General features: G+C 66.9%; 14 protein-coding genes. 7 read left to right on the top strand and 7 right to left on the bottom strand.

The window, feature by feature from the left end:
• Positions 1-71: 71 nt before the first annotated feature.
• Complete coding sequence (locus Q4P07_RS06455) at positions 72-2,075, top strand: glycosyl hydrolase (protein ID WP_303374083.1); 2,004 nt, start codon at positions 72-74, stop codon at positions 2,073-2,075.
• 71 nt (positions 2,076-2,146) lie between these two features.
• On the opposite strand, the gene Q4P07_RS06450 is transcribed toward Q4P07_RS06455, so the two are convergent.
• Positions 2,147-2,704 carry a hypothetical protein gene (locus tag Q4P07_RS06450; protein ID WP_303374082.1) on the bottom strand — a complete coding sequence of 186 codons (558 nt, stop codon included), beginning with the start codon at positions 2,702-2,704 and terminating at the stop codon, positions 2,147-2,149.
• An 82-nt stretch (positions 2,705-2,786) separates the two neighbouring features.
• Positions 2,787-3,629 carry a formate/nitrite transporter family protein gene (locus tag Q4P07_RS06445; RefSeq protein ID WP_303374081.1) on the bottom strand — a complete coding sequence of 281 codons (843 nt, stop codon included), beginning with the start codon at positions 3,627-3,629 and terminating at the stop codon, positions 2,787-2,789.
• A gap of 83 nt (positions 3,630-3,712) precedes the next feature.
• On the opposite strand from Q4P07_RS06445, the gene Q4P07_RS06440 reads away from it, so the two are divergent.
• Entirely contained in the window at positions 3,713-5,752 is a 2,040-nt protein-coding gene (locus Q4P07_RS06440) for a CocE/NonD family hydrolase (RefSeq protein WP_303374080.1), read from the top strand.
• A 38-nt stretch (positions 5,753-5,790) separates the two neighbouring features.
• Here the strand turns inward: Q4P07_RS06440 and Q4P07_RS06435 are convergent, their stop codons facing one another.
• Both Q4P07_RS06435 and Q4P07_RS06430 read right to left on the bottom strand, forming a co-directional pair.
• Positions 5,791-6,291, bottom strand: a complete 501-nt coding sequence (locus Q4P07_RS06435) for a VOC family protein (RefSeq protein WP_303374079.1) — start codon at positions 6,289-6,291, stop codon at positions 5,791-5,793.
• A complete protein-coding gene (locus Q4P07_RS06430) occupies positions 6,288-6,695 on the bottom strand; it encodes a RidA family protein (RefSeq protein ID WP_303374078.1) in 408 nt (135 codons plus the stop codon). The genes Q4P07_RS06435 and Q4P07_RS06430 overlap by 4 nt, the downstream gene beginning before the upstream one ends.
• 199 nt (positions 6,696-6,894) lie before the next feature.
• Here Q4P07_RS06430 and Q4P07_RS06425 point away from each other — a divergent pair, with 199 nt between their 5' ends.
• The 5 genes from Q4P07_RS06425 to Q4P07_RS06405 all read left to right on the top strand — a co-directional run bounded on the left by Q4P07_RS06425 (position 6,895) and on the right by Q4P07_RS06405 (position 11,423).
• Entirely contained in the window at positions 6,895-7,830 is a 936-nt protein-coding gene (locus tag Q4P07_RS06425; RefSeq protein ID WP_303374077.1) for a dihydrodipicolinate synthase family protein, read from the top strand.
• A complete protein-coding gene (locus Q4P07_RS06420) occupies positions 7,824-9,002 on the top strand; it encodes an FAD-binding oxidoreductase (protein ID WP_303374076.1) in 1,179 nt (392 codons plus the stop codon). Before Q4P07_RS06425 ends, Q4P07_RS06420 begins: the two co-directional genes overlap by 7 nt.
• A 4-nt stretch (positions 9,003-9,006) precedes the next feature.
• The gene (locus tag Q4P07_RS06415) at positions 9,007-9,291 is read left to right on the top strand and encodes a (2Fe-2S)-binding protein (protein WP_303374075.1); all 285 of its coding nucleotides are present in this window, start codon (positions 9,007-9,009) and stop codon (positions 9,289-9,291) included.
• Positions 9,291-10,823, top strand: a complete 1,533-nt coding sequence (locus Q4P07_RS06410; RefSeq protein WP_303374074.1) for an FAD-dependent oxidoreductase — start codon at positions 9,291-9,293, stop codon at positions 10,821-10,823. Before Q4P07_RS06415 ends, Q4P07_RS06410 begins: the two co-directional genes overlap by 1 nt.
• Positions 10,824-10,886: 63 nt before the next feature.
• The gene (locus tag Q4P07_RS06405) at positions 10,887-11,423 is read left to right on the top strand and encodes a helix-turn-helix domain-containing protein (protein WP_303374073.1); all 537 of its coding nucleotides are present in this window, start codon (positions 10,887-10,889) and stop codon (positions 11,421-11,423) included.
• A 46-nt stretch (positions 11,424-11,469) separates the two neighbouring features.
• On the opposite strand, the gene Q4P07_RS06400 is transcribed toward Q4P07_RS06405, so the two are convergent.
• From Q4P07_RS06400 to Q4P07_RS06390, 3 genes are read right to left on the bottom strand one after another with little or no spacing between them, the layout of a single operon-like run.
• Positions 11,470-12,711: an amidohydrolase family protein gene (locus Q4P07_RS06400; protein ID WP_303374072.1), complete on the bottom strand. Its 1,242-nt coding sequence runs from the start codon at positions 12,709-12,711 to the stop codon at positions 11,470-11,472.
• A complete protein-coding gene (locus Q4P07_RS06395; RefSeq protein ID WP_303374071.1) occupies positions 12,708-14,324 on the bottom strand; it encodes a DUF885 family protein in 1,617 nt (538 codons plus the stop codon). Before Q4P07_RS06395 ends, Q4P07_RS06400 begins: the two co-directional genes overlap by 4 nt.
• On the bottom strand, positions 14,317-15,918 hold the full coding sequence (locus tag Q4P07_RS06390; protein WP_303374070.1) for a DUF885 domain-containing protein: 1,602 nt from the start codon (positions 15,916-15,918) through the stop codon (positions 14,317-14,319). Before Q4P07_RS06390 ends, Q4P07_RS06395 begins: the two co-directional genes overlap by 8 nt.
• Positions 15,919-16,135 lie beyond the last annotated feature (217 nt).

Below are 16,135 nucleotides of genomic sequence, written 5' to 3'. Positions count from 1 at the left end.
CGGGCAAGCCCCCCGTGGGGCCGTCCGTGAACCCCTCGCAAACCATGATTCACCCGACCCAGGAGGTCGACATGATCCGCCGCGCTACCACCCTGACCGCAGTTTTGCTCACTCTCACCCTCGTCACCGCGTGTGATGGCACCGCCAGCTCGTCCGAGGCTCAGCCGTCGGCGTCCGGGGTCGCCCCGGCCACGACCTCGGAGCCCGCCCCGGAGGTCGATCTCGGGCAGATCCCCTCGTGGACGGGTCCCTTCACCGGCACCATTGCCACCGCGGAGGGGATCAACCCGCCGACCAACACCTGGATCGCCCCGGCCGTCTTTGCCCCGGAGGACCGTCCCGTTTTCACCGGAGTGCTGAGCGCCAGGTTGGCGGCCGACACCGTGACGCTCGGCCTGCCGCGGGTCACCACGACCGAGAAGGTGGTCATGGGCGCGCATCCGGACGACCTGCCACTGGAGCTGGAGGCGGACGGATACACCCTGACGTCCCGCGGCGCCGTGTCTGCCACCTTCGGCTACAGCAGCCAGGGGGAGCCGGTTGGCGACCTGGTCTTAGCGGAAGGCTGGCCCTACGCCTCCTACCGGGCGACGACCGACCAGCAAGTCGGTCTGCCGGCCGGCGTGCGCGCGGAGGGAGGGGACCTGGTGATCGAGGTGGGCGGCACCAACTACCGGCTGGTGGGCGACGGCGAGGTGGAGGGAGATCAACTGAGCCTGGGCGCCGGACAGACGCTGGTCGTCTACGCCGAGCCCGAGGACGCGGGCCCCGAGGCGCTCGAGGTGCTGCGCGCCGGAGCGGTGCCCTTGGTCGGCAGCGAGCTGGTGGCCGACGTCGACGGCGACGGCGACGAGGTCAGCACTACGCTGCGCTACCTCACCGAGGGCGGGGTTCCTACGGTGATGGCGGTGGCGCCGGCCAAAGAATGGTCCGGCGCCGAGGGGCTCGAGGCTTCCTACGCCACCGTTCTTGGTGACGCTCCCCTCGTCACCGGCACTGAAGTCATGATGACGGCACCGGTCCAAGAGCCCGTCACGGAGCTCGACCTGTCCGGCCTCACCGGTAAGGAGCGGGACACGGTCGAGGTACTGCTCGAGGAGGATGTCGAGTCCCTCGCGTTCGCCTCGCCCGACAGCTACCACGGCGGCAAGGAGCTGCAGCGCGCCGCCAACCTCTATTTGCTCGCCCGCCAGCTGGAGCGGACCGACCTGGCAGCCACCGTTCAAGAGGGGATGGTCGAGCAGCTGGACCTCTGGTTCGACCCCATGGGTTGCGCCCAAGGGGCAGAGCGCTGCTTCCGCTACGACGCCCATCTGGGAGGCATGGTCGGCGAGGCCCCTGCCTACGGCTCCGACGAGTTCAACGACCACCACTTCCACTACGGCCATCTTCTCTATGCCGCCGGTGTCCTGGCGGAGGACGACCAGGAACTGGCGGCCCGATGGGCTCCCGTCGCGGACCTCGTGGCCCTCGACTACGGCGCGCCGACCGCCTCCGCGCAGTTCCCCCAGCACCGTGCCTTCGATGCCTGGCGCGGGCACTCCTTCGCCAGCGGCACGGCGCCCTTTGCCGACGGCAACAACCAGGAGTCATCCTCTGAGGCGGTCAACGGCTATGCCGGACTGCTGCTGTGGGCGCGAGCCCGAGGCGATGAGGAGATGGTGAGCCACGCCAGCTGGTTGCTCAGCAACGAGACGGAGAGCACCTTGACGTACTGGCTGGACCCCGAACTGGACCCAGCGTTTGGCCGGCCCATCGTGAGTCTGAACTGGCAGGGCAAGAGGGACTTCGCCACGTTTTTCTCGGCCGAACCGTCGGCCGTCACGGGCATCCAGCTGATCCCGATGAACCCCACCCAGCTCGACTACCTGGCTCGCCGCGCGGAGGCGGTGCAGGAGCTCGTGGCGATGGCCGGCGAGCCATCCCCTGAGGCGCCCCTGTCCGACTACGTCCTGATGGCCTCCGCGGTGACCGATCCCGAGGGTGCGGCCGCACTGGTGGACGTCTTCGACGCGGGGACAGTCGATAACGGGACGTCGATCTCCTACCTCACCGCTCTCGTCCTCAGTCGCTGACAGGCACCGCAGTTCCCCGCGTGGGAAGGAGAGGTGAGGGTCCGCGGTTGGCCCCTGAACGGGACTGGTGGCTAGAGCAGCCAAGCAATGGCGGCGCTCACCAGCAGGACAGCCCCGGTCGTCAGAGCGACCCGCCCAGCGCCTGTGGAGCCGGCCCGCTCGCTGCCCTGGTCCGGCTCACCGGTCGAGCGGGCCGTCGCGATGACGGCGCCGACCGACACAGCGGCTCCCATCACGAGGTAGAGCGGGGTGCCGTAGAGCCATGAGTAGGGCGCGAAGTGGACCACGAGCACGATCACCATGGCCAGGGGGACGGTGGTGTAGCGCTTGCTGGCCACCAGATAGATGACGACCGGCAGCGCCAGCAACTGCCCGCTGGACAGCAGGATGGTCAGGCTCTCCATGCCGTCCAGCACGGGGCGTGGTGGGCCTGGTGTCAGCGCGGTCAGACCCAGGGCCAGCGGCAGGGCCACCATTCCCTGGAACAGAGTCGCATAGGCAGCGACCCGCGGGCTGGAGCGCCACCACAACACCCCACAGAGCGCCCAGGTCAACCCATAGGCAGCGAGAAATCCCCACCCGTGGCCCGTGGCTTCACCAAGCGCATCGACATACTCCGAGATGGTCATCAGCCCTCCTTCGCGTCAGCGTCCACCGCGGGCAGACCCAGCATGAGGGCGCAGGCCTACGGGGTCGGGACCGGGTGGGAACTCACCCGACCCTCTCATGGCTCGGGCCTGGAGCTTCGGAGAGTTCGCTGGCCCGCACCAGCCGAAGGGCGGTGACGAAGACCAGCCCGCCGACCGCGTTGAGCACCGCGACGTACCAGAACCAGGCGAGCCACTGCGCATACGTGACGGAGCCCGGCCCCAGGATGGCACCGAAGATGATGATCGAGTCGAGGATCGAGTGGAACAGGCTGAGCCCAGCGAGCAGGAAGCCGGCCGCGAGCGCCGCAAAGACCTTGACTCCGTCAGAGTCCGTGCCGTGCTGCATCCGCGTCAGCACCGTGATCACGATCCCGCCGAGCAACGCCAGGCACACCGAGCGCAGGTCCAGCGGGGCGTCGACGAAGTGCCGGGCGGTCTGCGTGAGCACCTCGTCATACTCCGGGAAGGCCCGGGTGACCAACCACATGAAGATCCAGCCGCCGATCAGGTTGGTCACCATCGTCACCCCCCACAATCGCAGCAGCTTCGTCACGCTCCCGCGGCCAGCGAAGACCGCCATGATCGGCAGGAGGAAGCCCTCGGTGAACAGGTCACTGTGGGCCAGGTAAAGCGCAACCAGGCCGATGCCGAAGGCGAGGCCGGCCAACAGGTGGTCGCCGGTCTGGTGCAGCACCGCCAGAAAGGCCAGCACCCCGAGACCGACTTCCAGGCCACCGAACATGCCGGTGGTGATCAGCGCACGCCAACTCCGGTGCAGTCGTTCGGCCCCTTCCTCTACCGTGGCGTGGAAGGCGTCCTCGACCTCGTCTTCGACCTGCGCCACCTGCGGGTCGTCGTCAGGGTCACTGGTCGTGCCCGGCTGCGCATGGTCATTCCCGCTCATGGGTGGCTCCTGCCGTTGCAATCCGTCGGAGCGTAACCCCATACTCAGCGCACCGCACGCCATGACCGCCAAGGAGGAACACGATGTCCGCAGCGAAGGAACCCGACCTGCCCGACGCAGGAGTGGAGATCGAGCACGTCGAGATCCCCCTGCGCGACGGCACGGTCTTGGCGGCCCGCGTCTGGTTGCCGAAGGACGCGCTGGAGACGCCGGTCCCGGCGATCCTGGAGTACCTTCCCTATCGCAAACGCGACGGCACCCTGGCACGTGACGAGCTCACCTACCCCTACTTCGCTGCCCACGGGTATGCCGGAGTGCGCGTCGACCTCCGTGGCAACGGCGAGTCCACTGGGCTGATGGCCGATGAGTACCTGCCCCAGGAGCAGGCCGATGCTCTAGAAGTGATCGACTGGATCGCAGCGCAGCCCTGGTGCGACGGTTCGCTCGGGATGATGGGCATTTCCTGGGGCGGCTTCAACTCTCTGCAGGTCGCTGGGCTGCGGCCGGCTCCGCTGAAGGCGATCATCACCCTCTGCTCGACCGACGACCGCTACGCAGACGACGTCCACTACAAGGGTGGCGTGCTGATGAATGAAAACCTGGGCTGGGCCGCGACAATGCTGAGTTTTAGCGCAGCCGTCCCGGACCCAGCGCTGGTGCCCGAGTGGAAGGATCGATGGCTGGAGCGGCTGGATCAGATGCCGCTGCTGGCAAAGAACTGGATGCAGCACCAACTTCGGGACGATTACTGGCGGCACGGTTCGGTCTGCGAGGACTACGGCGCGATCACCATCCCGGTCTTCGCGGTGGGCGGTTGGGGTGATGCCTACAAGAACACCGTGCCCCGCCTGCTGGAACACCTGAGCTCTCCGTGCCAAGTGATGATCGGTCCGTGGATCCACAAGTATCCGCACTTCGCGGTGCCGCAGCCGACCGTCGGCTTCCTGCAGGAGGCGCTGAGGTGGTGGGATCGCTGGCTCCACGATCGGTCTCCCACCGCCGACCCGGCACAGAACCTGCCGGACGCGGTGCCCTCCGGACGCTTCTACGTCCAGGACTCTGTCCCCCCTGCGCCGATGCACGCCTTCCGTCCAGGGCGCTGGGTGCGCACGGCAGGCTGGCCCGATCCGTGTGTCACTTCCCGCGTGCTCTCGCTCACCGACGGAGGCTCTCTGTCCGCTGATCTGGAGGACCTGTCCACGGAGGTGGCGGTGCGGACCCCCTTGACCGCAGGGACGGGGCAGGGAGAGTACTGCGCCATCTGGACCGGCCCCGACCTGCCGACCGACCAACGCGCCGACGATGCGTATGCCGCGACCTGGGACAGTGACCCGTTGACCCAGCCGATGGACCTCTTGGGGCGTCCGCAGGTCAGTCTGCGCTTGGCCAGCAGCACGGACGCAGGACAGGTGACGGTGCGGCTCAACGACGTGCGACCAGATGGCGGGGTGGCCCTGATCACCTACGGCGTGCTCAACCTGCGGCTGCGCGAAACGCCGGACCTAGTGACTCCGGTGCGCGCGGGGGAGGCGATGGAGGTCACGGTGGCACTGGACATGGTCGGTTACCGCATACCTGCCGGCCACCAGCTGCGCGTCTCGGTCTCCTCCGCCAACTTCCCGCTGCTGATGCCGCCGCCCGTGCGCTCGGACCTCACCGTGCTGCCGGGCAGGTCCCTCCTGACCCTGCCCATCTTCAGCGGGGACGACCTGGAGGTGCTGCCACCACCTGCGGTCTCCGCGCCCGGAGCACGACTGCGCATCCACCGAGCAGCGAAGCCGCGGCGGACCGTGTCCACCGACGTCGCCAGCGGCGAGACCACCGTGGTCGTCGAAGACGATCTAGGCGACATCACCTACGTCGACCACGGGCTACGGGTGGACCAACGATGCAGGGAAGAGTACGTCGCGCACCCGGAGTTGGCCGACCGTTACCGGGCTGCGATCAGCTGGGAGTACGAAGCGAGCAGGGAAGGGCACTTCCGGGTGCGGGTGGTAAGCACCTATGTGCTGACGTGCGACGAGAGCACCATCTACCTTCAGGCCCAGCAGGTGGCGCACTGCGACGGCCAACAGGTGCACCAGCGGTCGTGGCGTGAGGAGATCGCCCGGGTGGCGTCCTAACGGCTAGGAGAGCCACTGGTGGAACCCGTGAGAACAGCTCAGTGGGCGTGACCTGGGCGTTGCGTCAGTTCCAACTGGTTGCCCCACGGATCAGCGAAGTAGCGGTTGAGCATCGCTCCGCTGGGGGCCTCCGGGGGGACGTCGATCGGACCACTGAGGACGCGGACGCCCTGGTCGAGCAGATAGGCGGTGGCAGCCGCAATGTCGTCGACTGCGAAGCCGATGTGTCCATGCCCCGGCGCAGCGTCGCCAAGTCCTGCAGCGCTCAACTCTGCGGGACGCTGGTAGGAGAAGAGTTCGAGCACGACACTGCCCAACTGCACTACTCGGAAGGACAAGAGGGCATCTGCCACGTCGAGGTGAGCCTCGGTCCAGTCGAGGCCGTCATCCGACGGGGGCATCTGTCGCGCATCGAAAGGGCCAAGCTCGTAAAGCAGTGTGCCGCCAATGACGTCGCAGTAGAACCGGGTTGCCTCATCGAGATCGGGCACGGTCAACGCGACGTGATCAATGCCTTGAAGCCCTGGGATTCCGCTCACGGAAGAACCACGGTGGCCTCGATCTCGATCATCAGCCCGGGGATCGCCAGCCCGGTGATGCCGATGATGGTCTGAGCGGGGTGCTCCTGCGACCCTTGCACTTCCTCGATCCCGGAGGTGATGGCGGCATACTGTTCTGGCTGCGTCGTGTAGATCGTCCGGCGGACGACGTGCTCCCAGGTGGCGCCGATCGCTTGCAGAGCGATCTCCAGGTTTCTGGTGGCGGCGACGGTCTGTGCGCGCAAGTCATTTTCACCGATGATCGAGAAATCCGGCGCCAACGCAATCTGTCCTGCGATGTAGGCGGTCCGGCTGCCGGTGCCGATCGCGACGTGGCTGAACCCAGGCGCAGGATGAAGTGCTGGTGGGTTGTGAAGCTCTCGGGTGCCAGACGGGTCAGTCACGTCATTCTCCAGTTCTGCCTGCCCAGAATGGACAGGCAATGTCGGTTCCTGTGCTGCACGGACGCCGCCAGTATGACAGAAGATGTATAGTCTGACTACACGCACGTTTGCTGTGAACCCACGTGTGGCTGGTTGGGCGCATCTCACGGATGATGGCACGCAACGTCAGGGCCGACCACGCTGCCGAACGAGGAGTTGCATGGACCGCACTGACGTCACCTGGTACGGCTACATCCCCGCCATCACTACGCCGTTCGGGCAGGACGGCGCCATTGCGTGGGCCGATTTTGCGGCCCAACTGGAGTGGCTGATTGACCAGAGGATGGATGGAATCATCCTGGCGGGCACCACCGGAGAATGGTCGAGCCTGCTGCCAGAAGAGCGCATCAGACTGTTTCATGAAGGCGCACGTCACGTGCGCGGACGCATCCCGGTCCTGGGTGGTTGCAATGCCTTCACCGCGCGTGAAGCAATCATTTATGCCCGCGAAGCAGAAAAGGCGGGGCTCGACGGCATCTTGCTGGCGCCGCCGCCATACATCGTCCCGTCGGCACGCGAAATCGTGCAGTTCTACACTGATGTCTCGGACGGGTCGAATATACCGCTGTGCATCTACAACTGGCCGCGCGGCTGCAGCGTCGATATCGATAGCTCAACACTCGATGAGCTAGCAGACGTAGAGAACATCGTTGCTCTAAAAAATTCGACGCAGAATACGGCTGGTTTTCTTTCCTCCCTCTATGGGGTCAGCGACCGCCTGCGGGTATTTGGACTACCCACTAGTGCGCTGGGCGTAGATCTGGCGCTGGCCGGACGGGGGAGTGGTCTGATGGGGTCCGGCGGGGTTCTGGGAAGTGACCATTCCGACTTTTGGCGGGCCATCACTGCTGGCGACAGGGAGCAAGCCCTGCGGTTGGGGGACCGCGACCGGGTGCTGATGGAGAGTTGGTTCACGCCCGACTACGGGACAAAGTTCGGCAACACAGCCGCGATCATGAAGACCGCCCTGCGTTATCGAGGCGTCCCTGCCGGCGTCGTTCGACGACCCCTGCTGGATCTGACACCCAGCGAAGTCAGCCTGGTTCACGACACCCTCCAACGACTACAGATCAAGGCTGAGCCCGCGCGATGGTAGAGCGCACCGATGTCCTCGTGATCGGTGGTGGGCTTCTCGGCACTGCCATCGCGTGGAGCGTGGTCTCCAGTGGCGCTGACACTGTCGTCTTAGAAAAGGATCAGGTCAACCGACACGCTTCTGGCCAGAACGCCGGAAGCCTGCACTTCCAGCTGGAATATCGAATGATCGCGAATGGCCTGAAAGAGGCGCAGCGCGCAGCCGAAGCAATGCCCTTGCACCTCGATGCCGCGCAACAGTGGGCGACGCTGAGTGGATCGATAGGGGAAGACCTGCACGTCTCTGCGGCCGGGGGGTTGATGCTCGCGGAGAATTCGGAGCAAGCGCTGAGGTTGGAAGAAAAAATCGAGCTCGAGCGGTCATGGGGGCTTGACGTCGAGCTTGTCACCGGGTCCGAACTCCACCGGCGGTTCCCCTATCTGGCACCCCACGTCGTTGCTGCGGCCTTCTGCCCGATCGAAGGCAAGGCAAACAGTCGTCTGGTGGCGCCAGCGCTGGCGCGAGCCGCCGCACGACGCGGCGCCAGCATCCGCACGAGAACGACCGTCACCTCGATCGCGAGGCAGGGCAACCGTTGGCGGGTGGGCTATCACCGCGACACCTCCGAGACTGTGTATATAGAAGCCGACTCGGTGGTCCTCGCCGGCGGCATCTGGACTGACCAACTCCTCGCCATGCTGGGAGTGTCGCTGCCCGTCTATCCCGTCGCGTTGACCATGGTGGCTACTGTTCGCGCCCGCCGCGCCCTCCCGCAGTTGATCCAGCATGTGGGTGCCAGGCTCTCGCTGAAGCAGACAGGGGAGGGGAACTTCTTGATCGGAGGGGGATGGCCAGCGACGTTCCGCAGCACCGTCGCCGGCTCACCGAGGCTCGATGTGGCCCCCTCGTTGGTCGCTTCTTCGGTGCAGCGCAGCGTGCTGGTGGCGCAGCGAGTCCTGCCGGAACTGCGCTCCGCAGCGGTGCTGCGGATGTGGACCGGTGCCACGACGCTGACTCCTGACCAACTCCCACTCCTCGGTGCGGTGCCCGGACGAAGTGGGATCTTCGTCGCCACCGGCGGATCGGCGTTTACGCTCGGCCCCACCTTCGCCCGGTTGCTCGCCCTGCTGATCATGGGTGTCACACCAGACCTCGACATCACGCCCTACGACCCACGACGATTCGAGAGTTGACGCCATGCCCTCTTCATCGCGACTGCCAGCGCAACGGCAGCGCCCCATCGAGTTCACATTCGACGGGCACGTCATCGGTGCGTTCGAGGGGGAGACGCTTGCGACCGCCCTGCTGGCGGCCCAGGTGGGAGCCTTCGTGCTGACTCGGGACGGAGACCCTCGTCTCCCGCTGTGCAATATGGGCAGTTGCTTTGACTGCGTCGTGACCGTGGACGGGACCCCGTGGACGCGCGCCTGCCTGACCCCAGCGCGACAGGGCATGAGCGTCAGTCACACGGAGTTGTTCTGATGATCTACGACGTGCTTGTCGTCGGCGCAGGGCCAGCCGGACTCGCGGCTGCGCTGACGGCCGCGAAGCGTGGTCTGCACGTCCTCGTTGTCGACGAGCAGCGACAAGCAGGTGGGCAGATCTTCAGGCAACTCCCCGTGGAGTGGGGAGGGACTGGACACGACGCACCCAAGGATTATCCCTGGGCGAAGGACCTGCTTGCCGAAAGTGGGCGATCGAAGCAGATCGACTGGCGCTGGGAGACGACGGCGTGGGGCCTGCTCATGGAGGACGAAGCCTCGCACACGGTCAGCGTCGGACTCTCGGGCCCACAAGGTGGTGAGTATGTGCAGGCCAGGCGCGTCCTCATCGCCACCGGCGCCTACGACCTGCCGGTCCCCTTCCCTGGGTGGACCCTGCCAGGGGTGATGATGGCTGGCGCTGCGCAGACGTTGGTCAAGAGTCAGCGCTTGCTGCCGGCCAAAAGGCTCGTCCTCGCTGGTGCACATCCCCTTTTGCTCGTGGCTGCTGGCCAACTGCTCGACGCCGGTGCGGACCTGGCAGCCCTGGTGTTAGCGCGCGGTCTGCCCAGCCCCATGGAGGGCGCGCGCAGTCTTGCGGCGGTCCCTGGCCACCTCGGCCTGCTCGGCGGGACAGCCAAAATACTGCTGCGACTCAAGGCGGCGCGGGTGCCCATCCTCACCCGTGCCCTGGTCACCCAAGCCGAGGGTGAGCAGCACCTCACGTCGGTGCAGATCGCGTCCATCGACTCCGACTGGAATCTGCGCGGACCGACCCGCTCGGTGGAGTGCGACGGCCTCGTGCTGGGCTACGGCTTCGTCCCCTCTACGGAGCTGGCCAGGCAAGCAGGGTGCGCAGTGCGTTGGGATAGTCCGGCCGGAGGCTGGGTCGTCGCGCACGACGAAAAAATGAGATCCAGTCAGGAACTCATCTACGTCGCAGGTGAGCCCGGCGGCGTCGCTGGTGCCGAGCAGGCGTATGCCGAGGGGCGCCTTGCTGGTCTTGCCATCTGGGCAGATCTGAAGAAGGTCGGCACCCCCCCAGATCTTTTGCGAGCCCAGCGGGACCTGCGGACGGCGCGCCGATTCTCCAAGGTGGTCCAGACGCTGTTCGAGCCTCGCCGCGAAAGCTTGGCGAGATTGAGCACCGAAAGCACCGTCGTGTGCCGGTGTGAGCTCGTCACTGCCGGCCAGATCGGCAGCGTTCTGGACGACAATCCCTTCCTGAGCGACGTCAATGCGGTCAAGTTGGAATGCCGAGCCGGCATGGGGCTGTGCCAGGGGCGGCATTGCGCTCTCACGGTTGCCGCGCTGACCGCCGAACAGCGGGGGATCGACCTTGCGGACGTCGGCACGTTCACTGCGCGGGCACCAGTCAAACCCATTCCTGTCTCAGCGCTTTCACCGGCGCACGGGGGGTCCGACCTCGAGCTCCCAGGCGACCTCGACGTGAGTGTCGATGGGACTCAGGACTCCGTCACGTCCCAGGTCCGGTACGACAACGGAGAGCCGGTAAACTGCACGCACGGCTAGCGTAGGTAAACGGCCGTGCGCTGGGGGCTTCCTGCCGGCGTCGCCCGACGGACAGGAGTTTGTGTGCTGCCAGAGAAACTGCGACAACTGCGTCAGGAGCGGGGCTTCTCTCTGCGCCAGCTAGCAGAGGCCGCCGATGTCTCGCCGGGGCTGCTGAGTCAGGTCGAGCGGGGCAAGACCGACCCCAGCCTCGCCACGATCCGCAAACTTGCCGCAGTCTACGGAGCGGATCTCGCGACGCTCTTCGCAGAGCCCGAGGCGCCCCAGGTGCACATCAGCAGGCCTAACGAACGGCCAACGCTCTCCGTCGTTCCCGGCGCCATCACGTATGAGCGGCTGACCCCCGGCAGGACGGATCTGGAGGTCCTCCTCGGCCGTCTGCTGCCAGGGGAACAGACTGCCGCCGAACCGTGGGCCCATGCCTCGACCGAGTGTGCTTATGTGACGCGGGGGACCCTCGTGGTCGTGGTGAACGAAGCGCGGCACCCGCTGAACAGTGGCGAGAGCATTACCTTTGACGCGCGGATGCCCCACCACTACGTGAACGAGGCAACGAAGGAAGCTGAGTTTCTCGTTGCGGTGACGCCGCCTATGCCCTAGGGGCAGATCCGCCGTTGTCCGCAAACCCTTGCACTTGCGGTCGCACTCACATCGTCCAAGCGATGAGTTCGTGGCGGTCGTCGCGGACCGCCCGGCCTCCTTGCACGACGGCACGCAGCGACCGGAGCGCGGAGATGCCGTCACGCGGGTCGTCGGTGAGAAGGAGCAGGTCGCCCCACGATCCTGGACTTAGGGTGCCCAGGTCGGGCGCGCCTAACCATTCGGCGGCCCTGCTGGTGCCAGCGGCGAGCACGTCAGTGGCGCTCATGCCGGCCTCTTCCATGAACTCCATCTCACGCACCGTCGCTGTCGTCCCGTCGAACGGTGCGTAGGGGGGCATGTCGGACCCCATGACGATCCGCACGCCCGCCGCGATGGCCCGTTGCAGGCTGGCCCAGTGCTCCGGCCCGGCGTCCAACGCACGCTGCATCATCCAGTCGGGCACCTGGTGCAGCTCGAAGAACTCTCGGCATCTGCTGACCGTGATCGTCGGGACGTACCAGGTGCCCTGCTGCGCCATCAGGTCCACGGTCTCGGTGTCGAGGCTGTAGCCGTGCTCGACACCGTCCAGGCCAAGTCGCAGAGCGGGCAGGACTGTCGCGGAAGAGGCGGCATGCGCGGTGACCTGCTTGCCCCAGGCGTGGGCGGTCTCGATGACGGCGCGAACCTCGTCCAGGGTCAACTGCGGAGTGTCGATGCTTTCATGCTCGCCCGCGATCCCACCGGAGACGCAGACCTTGATCAGGTCCGCCCCGGCGCGCAACTGCTGGCGGGTAGCGCGGGCGAAACCGTCGGCACCATCGGCCTGAAGGGCGTCGGACTCCCAGCCGTGGCCGCCGGTGCAGGCCAGCGCGTGACAGGCGGTGTAGATGCGCGGCCCGGGCACCGCGCCCCGTCTGATCGCGGCACGCAGGGTGATGTCGAGGTAGCGACTCTCACCGATCAGCCGGGTGGTCGTCACCCCGGCGGAGAGGGTGCGAGCCGCCGCATCGGCCATCAGCAGCACGGTCTGCGCGTCGTTGTCACCGTCGACGGCCTCCGACATCGCCCCCGGCAGTGCCAGGCCCAGGTGCACATGCATGTTGATCAGTCCAGGCACGACATAGCCGCTGGTCCTCACCTCGCGCGCGGTGTTGGCCCCGGCAGCGCGCAGCACCTCTTCGCGCGGACCGGTCGCGTGGACCCGCCCGTCGACACCGATGAGGACAGCGGCGTTCTCGTGGTCTCCTGCTGCCGGGTCGACGACCGTCACCCCGCTCAGCAAGACCGGGTCCGCCAGGGGGGTCATGAGAGTTCCTCGAGCAAGACTGCTTCGAGCAGTGCGACCGGCGGCGAACCGTGCGACAGGAGAAGGTCGTGCAGGCGGCCCTCGCCGCCGGGGACGCGACCTGCAAGAAGAGCATGGAGTCGTTGGAAGATGTCGCGGCCCAGGACGTAGGTTGAGGGGTAGGTGGGGTTGTCGTGCCGCGTATAGCGATCCACCTCGCCACGGGCCATGTGCGGGTCCATGCCGGTCCTGTCCATCAGCAGGTCCACGGCCTGCTCGTAGGTCAACCGCCCCGTGTGCATCCCCGTGTCGATCACCAGGCGCAGCGAGCGCCAAAGGCGATTGCGGCGGGCGAAGAGGGCCTGGTTGCTCGCGCCGAAAACCCTCTCCTCGAGGATGTCCTCGACATACAGTCCCCATCCTTCGACGAAGAGGGGGGTGCGGAAGAAGCGCAGGAAGGATTCCTCGGGGGTGCCGAGCACATGGTGCACCGACTGGAGGTGATGACCTGGGTAGGTTTCATGACCCACGATGGAACGGATGAACGCAGGGCAGTTGTCCCGCTCGTGCCCTGCGACCTGCTCTGGGGGTGCGTCCGGATCGGCCGACGTGATCAGGAACTGGCTCTCCAGCTCGGTCGCATAAGGAGGCACCGTGCGCATCTCACCCAGGGGCAGGCCGGCACGCCGAAACTCCGGCAGCGGCAGCACCACGCAGCTCTGGTCGTCAGGAACAGTCAGCAGATCGTGCCCGAGGGTGAGCTGAAGGCTCGTGTCTACTTCCGCGCGGTAGGCCGCCAGGAACTGGTCGGCGGGGGTGCGCTCGGCCTTGAGCGACTCGATCTGCTCTTGCCAACTGCGGTCGGGGTCGAGGACGGCGGCGAGCTTGACCAAGTCCACCTGCGCCGCGTCCACGCTGGCCCAGCCGTGCTCCCAGACCTGCTCTGCGGTCAGGTCCAGGCAGTGATAGTCGCGCAGCAGCCCCGAGAACGTTTCCTCGCCGACAACCCACTCGCCGACACCGTCCGTGATGAGTCCTTGACAATGCGTGGTGAAGTCGTCGATCGCGATCAGGAGCACCTCACGTCGGCGGTCCGCCTCCGCGACAAGGAATGCCGGAAGACGTTCGGAGAGGAGGCTGAGATCGCCAGCGACCAGGCCGCGAAGCCCTCGCAGCGCCGACTCAGCGATTTCCGCCCACCGGCTGGGGACGTGCGCTGCCACCAGGTTGCGCTGGCCTTGAGCCAGAAAACCCACGGACTGCTCCAGCAGGTCGAGGTAGAGCTGAGCATGGTCTTCCTCGTGCAGCCGGTCCTGGTTGACGGAGGTGAGGGCATCGCCGAGCACCTCGGCGTACCAGTAGGGAGCCCGTTCCCACGGGCGTGCGACGCGCAGCTCATGCAGCCGCACCGCGACCTCGGCCTGAATGCAGCGCTCCTCCAGCCAGGTCAGGGAGCCCGGGCTGCTTTCGACTCGGGCGCACCGGGCCAACAGGGCGGCCTCGAGGGCGGCAAAGTGCTCGGCGTCGGTCGCCGGCAGCTGAAGCGATGGGCTGCCCGTCACCGGGTCCAGCACCCCGACCGCTCGGGCCGCGACCGGGTCGAGGGCCACCAGCTCGGCTGCGAATTCATGCATGAGTGAGTCCGTCCAGGGCGTCTTGCAATGGGCCCATCCCCATCGGGCCGAGGGCGAGCGCTTGCATGTGGAAGGTCCGTTCGTCGAAGCGGCCGGTGGCAAGGGCGGAGGCGCGAGCCTGCTCCCAGAGACGGGCGCCCAGCCCGAAGGCGAGGGCCTGACCTGGCCATCCGAGGTAGCGGACCACTTCGAAGCCGGCCGTCTCAGCGTCGCAACCAGCGGCCTGCGTCAGCACTTCGACACCGACCTCCGGTGACCAGGTGGTGGCTTCGGTGAAGCCGTTGTGGGTGGGTATGGGGTAGCCGACGTGGAGTCCGAGGTCGATGACGATGCGGGCGGCACGCCAGCGCTGCGCCAACAGGACCCCGAGCTGTTCGCCGGGGTGCTGGAGTAGACCCCAGTCCTGGGCGCGGCCCTCGGTGTAGTGCGCCCATCCTTCGGCGTAGCCGTGCACATGGCAGAGGTGGCGTTGCCAGGGGTGGAGGGCGTCGGTGGCCATCGTGACCGCATACTGCAGGTGGTGGCCCGGGAGCCCTTCGTGGTGGACGGTGCTGACCTCGCGCCACACTGGCAGTTGGGACATCCCCGTCGGGGTGGACCACACCACCCGGCCGGGGCGGCTCCCGTCCGGGTCGGGCGGGGAGTAGTAGATCGAGCCGGAGCCGGGGGCGGCAAGCACCGCGGCGACGCGCGAGTTGGCTGGGATATCGAAGACGGTGGCGTCCAGCAGCGCGTGGGCTGCGGTCATCCGGCCGTCTACCCACTGCAGGAGGTCAGGGCCGACCTCGACCTGTCCCGAGACGTCTGCGTCGAGCATGGCTGCCGCCTCGTCCAGGCTCGAGCAACCAAGCTTGCGGGCCAGATCCTCAGCTTGGGCGGTCAGCTCTGCGAGCCGTTCCCAACCGAAGGAGTAGGCGTCGTCGAGGTCGACGCGAGTCCCGAGGAAGGCGGTGGAGGTAGTGCCATACAGCTCTGGACCAACCGCGTCCGTCTCTGACCCACGCGCGGCGTGGACTGAATCGAGCCACCCGGCCAGGTCGAGGCATGCTGTCCGGGCCGCCTGGAGCTGTGACTGTGCGCGCGCGGCCGTGTCAGCGTCGACCACCTTGCCCAGACGGTCGTCAGCGGCGGGATCGGCCCAGCGGCGCAGCTGGGACGCCAGCGTGCGGGACTGCCGTGCGGGCACGACATACCCGTCGGCGGCGGCAGCCTCGAGCCGAGCGGCGTAGTCACGCAGCGCGGAGGGCACCTCGGCGAGTCCCTGGACGAGCGCGTCGGCATCCCCCGCCACGGACTCCAGACCCATCAGCACCTCGTGGGCGGGGGATGCCAAAGGGGCGACGAGCCCTGGGATGAAGCCGCTGTCGTGCAGGGCCCGGTCGCTGCGTAACCGCTCGGACAGGGCGCTTCGCAGCACCGCAGCTTCGGTCGACTCGCCGCTCGCGGGCACTGCAGAGTCGAGGGCAGCCAACGCTGTGCGGGAGAGCCTGTCCTGCTGCTCAATACCCTCGGGCCCGAGGGCCGCCCAGAGCTGGTCGGTCGAATGACCGACTGCCTGGGCGGCTCCCGGGTTGAGGTGGGCCAGCCCGCTCACGTAGGAGTCTGCAACCCGTCCGGGTTGGCCCAGGTCCGGCGTCACTGCGCGCGAACCCACTGCTCGGCGTTCCACGAAACACCGGTCTGAACCGCCGTCTGGCGGACATTGCTGAGGGTCAGGTCGTAGCCGACGATGCCTGGGTGGGCGAACACCGGGAGCCCGTACAGGTTGTCCCAGAGCAGCTTCTCGATGATCTTGACCTGCTCCAGGTGGA

Origin of the sequence: Ornithinimicrobium sp., assembly GCF_030537745.1 — a bacterium.
GTDB lineage: Bacteria > Actinomycetota > Actinomycetes > Actinomycetales > Dermatophilaceae > Ornithinicoccus.
Note: the sequence above shows the minus strand (reverse complement) of the source record. Positions and strands in the feature narration are given on the sequence as shown.